Annotated in this window: 4 protein-coding genes; all 4 read right to left on the bottom strand. The window is 43.2% G+C overall.

Translation table 11 applies throughout. From position 1 onward, the window contains the following. Nucleotides 1-718 (bottom strand): glycosyltransferase family A protein (locus VIN08_RS21945; RefSeq protein ID WP_331969835.1); only part of this gene is annotated, 718 nt, incomplete at its 3' end. Continuing rightward, nucleotides 715-1,815 (bottom strand): glycosyltransferase family 4 protein, encoded by a 1,101-nt coding sequence (locus VIN08_RS21940; protein ID WP_331969833.1) that lies wholly within the window; start codon nt 1,813-1,815, stop codon nt 715-717. The genes VIN08_RS21940 and VIN08_RS21945, both read right to left, overlap by 4 nt. 6 nt (nt 1,816-1,821) lie before the next feature. Continuing rightward, nucleotides 1,822-2,937, bottom strand: a complete 1,116-nt coding sequence (locus VIN08_RS21935) for a glycosyltransferase family 4 protein (protein WP_331969830.1) — start codon at nt 2,935-2,937, stop codon at nt 1,822-1,824. Then, nucleotides 2,934-3,161 (bottom strand): hypothetical protein (locus VIN08_RS21930; RefSeq protein ID WP_331969827.1); only part of this gene is annotated, 228 nt, incomplete at its 5' end. The genes VIN08_RS21935 and VIN08_RS21930, both read right to left, overlap by 4 nt.

The following is a 3,161-nucleotide window of genomic DNA, read 5'->3' as shown; positions in this document are numbered from 1 at the left end:
TTGCCTGTGCAAATCCGATAGCCACTCCGTAGTTATCTCCAATTCCGCTTGGGTCCAGCACTTCATCGTAAGGCGAATGCAACAGCCAGTCGCGCCTGATTACGTTGGCGCCCAGGGAATATATAGTGGTTTGAAATACTTCGCTATTCCAGGAGGTTATCAAAGGCCATCCTCCCAGCGTCAATCCGTTTTGACGTGATCGATAAAATTTTTTAACAGGATTTAGAAAGATCGATCCGGGAAAGCGCATTTGAACTTTATCAAGATCGCCCCAAATAGAAAGTTGAAAAGTAAATCGCCAGAGTAAATCTGCAAATCCTTTAACAGGATATTCATCTGTCCATATACCATTCTCCAGTTGCAATAATCTGCCAGCCATAGCACCACAGGCAGGATGAGCTATAGCGTACTGCTCCAGCTTCTCCAGATAGTCTGACTTTGCTTCTATATCATCATCGCATAAAAAAATCCAATCGCCTGAAGCCGCCCGTATACCTATATTTCGCTGCACGCATACGGATGCTATTTCAGGGTGTAGCCATTTTAATGGCAATGTGTTGAATTGTGAATTGATATCTTGTATATAGCCCTTGTCATCACTCGTATCTACAATGATGATTTCGTCTGATAGCCGCGTTTGTTTCTGCAACATCTGCAGAACTTTTGCTATATGCGCAGGCCGGTTTCGGGTAGGAATGACCGTAGTTATCTTCATCATTCCTGTATGAGTTTACTATATAGTTTTCGTAATGCATCAACACACGAATCCAGTGTGTTCTCCTTCGTCCAGGTATATCCGTTTCTTCTGAGCGTCTCCATTTTTTCTTTGTCTTTTAGCAGCGCTATTACTGCATGCGCCAGCAGCGATGATTCACCTGGTGGCACAGTTATGCAACACTTGCCCGACAGATCGGCCATGATGCCAACATGCGTTCCGCATACCGGTATACCCATGGCCATGGCTTCTACAACCACCATCGCCTGACTCTCATAGACGGAGGTTAGCATGAAAAGGTCAGCCTGTTTGTAAAAAATATTTACCTGCTCATAGGGCACGTGACCTGTAAATGAAACTTTATCCTCTATCCCCAGGCTTTTTACCAGTTGTTGCACCTCGCCCTGCATATAATCTTGGCCTACGTGAATAAGCCGACAGTCTATTTCTTTTTGAATCTGGTGAAAGGCTTTGATGAGCGTGATCGGGTCTTTTACAGGACTTAGATATCCGATGCTCAGAATAGTTATTGGAGTTTTTGATTCTTCTTTTTTATTCTCTTGCTGTGATGGTGATGCTATACCGCGTGGTATTACCTGTATTTCTTTTTGAATGCTGAGATTTTTATATACCAGGTCGCGCTGAAAAAAAGTAAGAGCGGTAACAGCATCCGCTTCATTGATGATCCATTGGTTAAGTGAGGCTCTGCGTTTACTAACCAGGTCGCCAAAATTGATGGAGGGTAAAGCAATTCCTTCAGCTCCATCAAGACCTACTAATACAGGAACTCGAAAAAGCTTTTTAAATATAGTGGCAATCATGCCGGAAGGATATGTAGAATGCGCGTGAAGTAAATGAAAGGGCTGCCGACAATGATCGCGTATGATCATCCATAACACAATAAAGTCGCGAACAAAACGGTGGTATTTATTTGATTGAACGGCGCGTATAGTATATAGATGTTTTAATGCCAACCACTCCGGCTTCATAGCTACTTCGGAATAAAGAACAATGGTATAATGCTCCGCAAGCTTGTTGAGCATAAGCCTGTGTGTAGGCAATGTATGTGCTCCGCGTCCGATAACAGCAACCCGTTTCATACTCTGTTAAGAGGAAAGCTTATCGATAATGTTAGTAAGTTCCTGCTCCGTATAGTCAGCATTGAATTGTTGTGCCCATTGAAAGGCCGCCATGCGCATCGTATATATATACTCCGGAGAGACCAGTGCATCAATAATCTTTTGAGCGAGTAATGCTGCTTCGCCAGGTTCAACAATTATTCCACGCGTATCTCCCATATCGGCTAATTGACCCACGCGCGTTCCGGCCAGTAATGTACCACAGCCAGCAGCCTCGGTAAATACAAGTCCCTGTGCTTCATAGAGTGATGTGTGTAGCATGATATCGGCTTGATGGTAATATTCAAACAGGCGACCATTAGGTAATGGCTCAACAAAATCAACATGATTTTCAATGCCTAGTTCTATACTCCACATTTTCAGTTGCCCTCCAAAAAAATCAGGACCCACAATGGTAAGTTTAGCGGGTATATTTTTCGTTACGATGGAAAATGCCTGCAATAATGTTCGTTGATCCTTTATAGGCGTGTGGTTGCCAATGTGTATAAACCGTACAACGGGCGCATCGAATCTCTTTTCTTTAAAAGGAAATATAGCCGGGTCGGTGCCGTAAGGAATAACGCGTGGCGTTTTAGTTATACCGTATTGCTTCAGCACAGATGCCTGATACTGACTAACTGTTAGCAATACAGTGCTATGAGCATAAGCCCACCGACATATCTTTGTCCGCCCGGGGTCGCAAAATACTCCGTAAGGTATAGATGGAATACAAACAGAATCACCTCCATGTAGCGATACTATAGATGGCCTGCGAAAAATTTTGCCGAGTGCAACGGTAATAGCACCGGCTGGGTATCCCCAAAAACCAAATAAAACTTTATAGGGTCTTCTAATGTGTTGATATAGAAAGATCAGGAGCAGGTATATCCAGCGTAGCGCTCCCGATTTTACTTTACGATTCAGCGTATAGAATCGAAATCCTTCTGGTATAAAATCAGAGTTGGCTGGTAATTGCGAGTATATATCAACATCATAGCGAGCTGCAAGGCGTTTTATTTGTTGTTGAATAGCTGGAAACCCTTGCGAAAATAATCCGCCACCAATACCTCCCTGGATCCAGACTGATACTCTCTTTTTTTTCAACGCGCTTTATAATTAGAAAAGCATAAGATGTCTGTGTGATGTTCTTTAACATCGCGATCAATTGGTTGCATGGTGCGTGCATCCAGTACGTTGTAGCCAAGGCTCTCTACCTGTTCAATCAGTTTTTTAGCCGTATAATTTTGCTGACGCAGATTTACTTCTGCCAATTCAATGAAAAGTATAGGATGCCACGTGTGGATAATTTCTTTTGCACCTTGCAACAC

The organism is Ohtaekwangia sp. (assembly GCF_036568665.1).
Classification (GTDB): domain Bacteria; phylum Bacteroidota; class Bacteroidia; order Cytophagales; family Cyclobacteriaceae; genus Ohtaekwangia.
The sequence above is the reverse complement of the archived record's forward strand: the minus strand, read 5'-3'. Positions and strand labels throughout refer to the sequence as shown.

Bases quoted from the DNA above. Each gene is read 5' to 3' on its own strand.
- VIN08_RS21940 (WP_331969833.1), bottom strand. From the start codon at position 1,815: ATGAAACGGGTTGCTGTTATCGGACGCGGAGCACATACATTGCCTACA.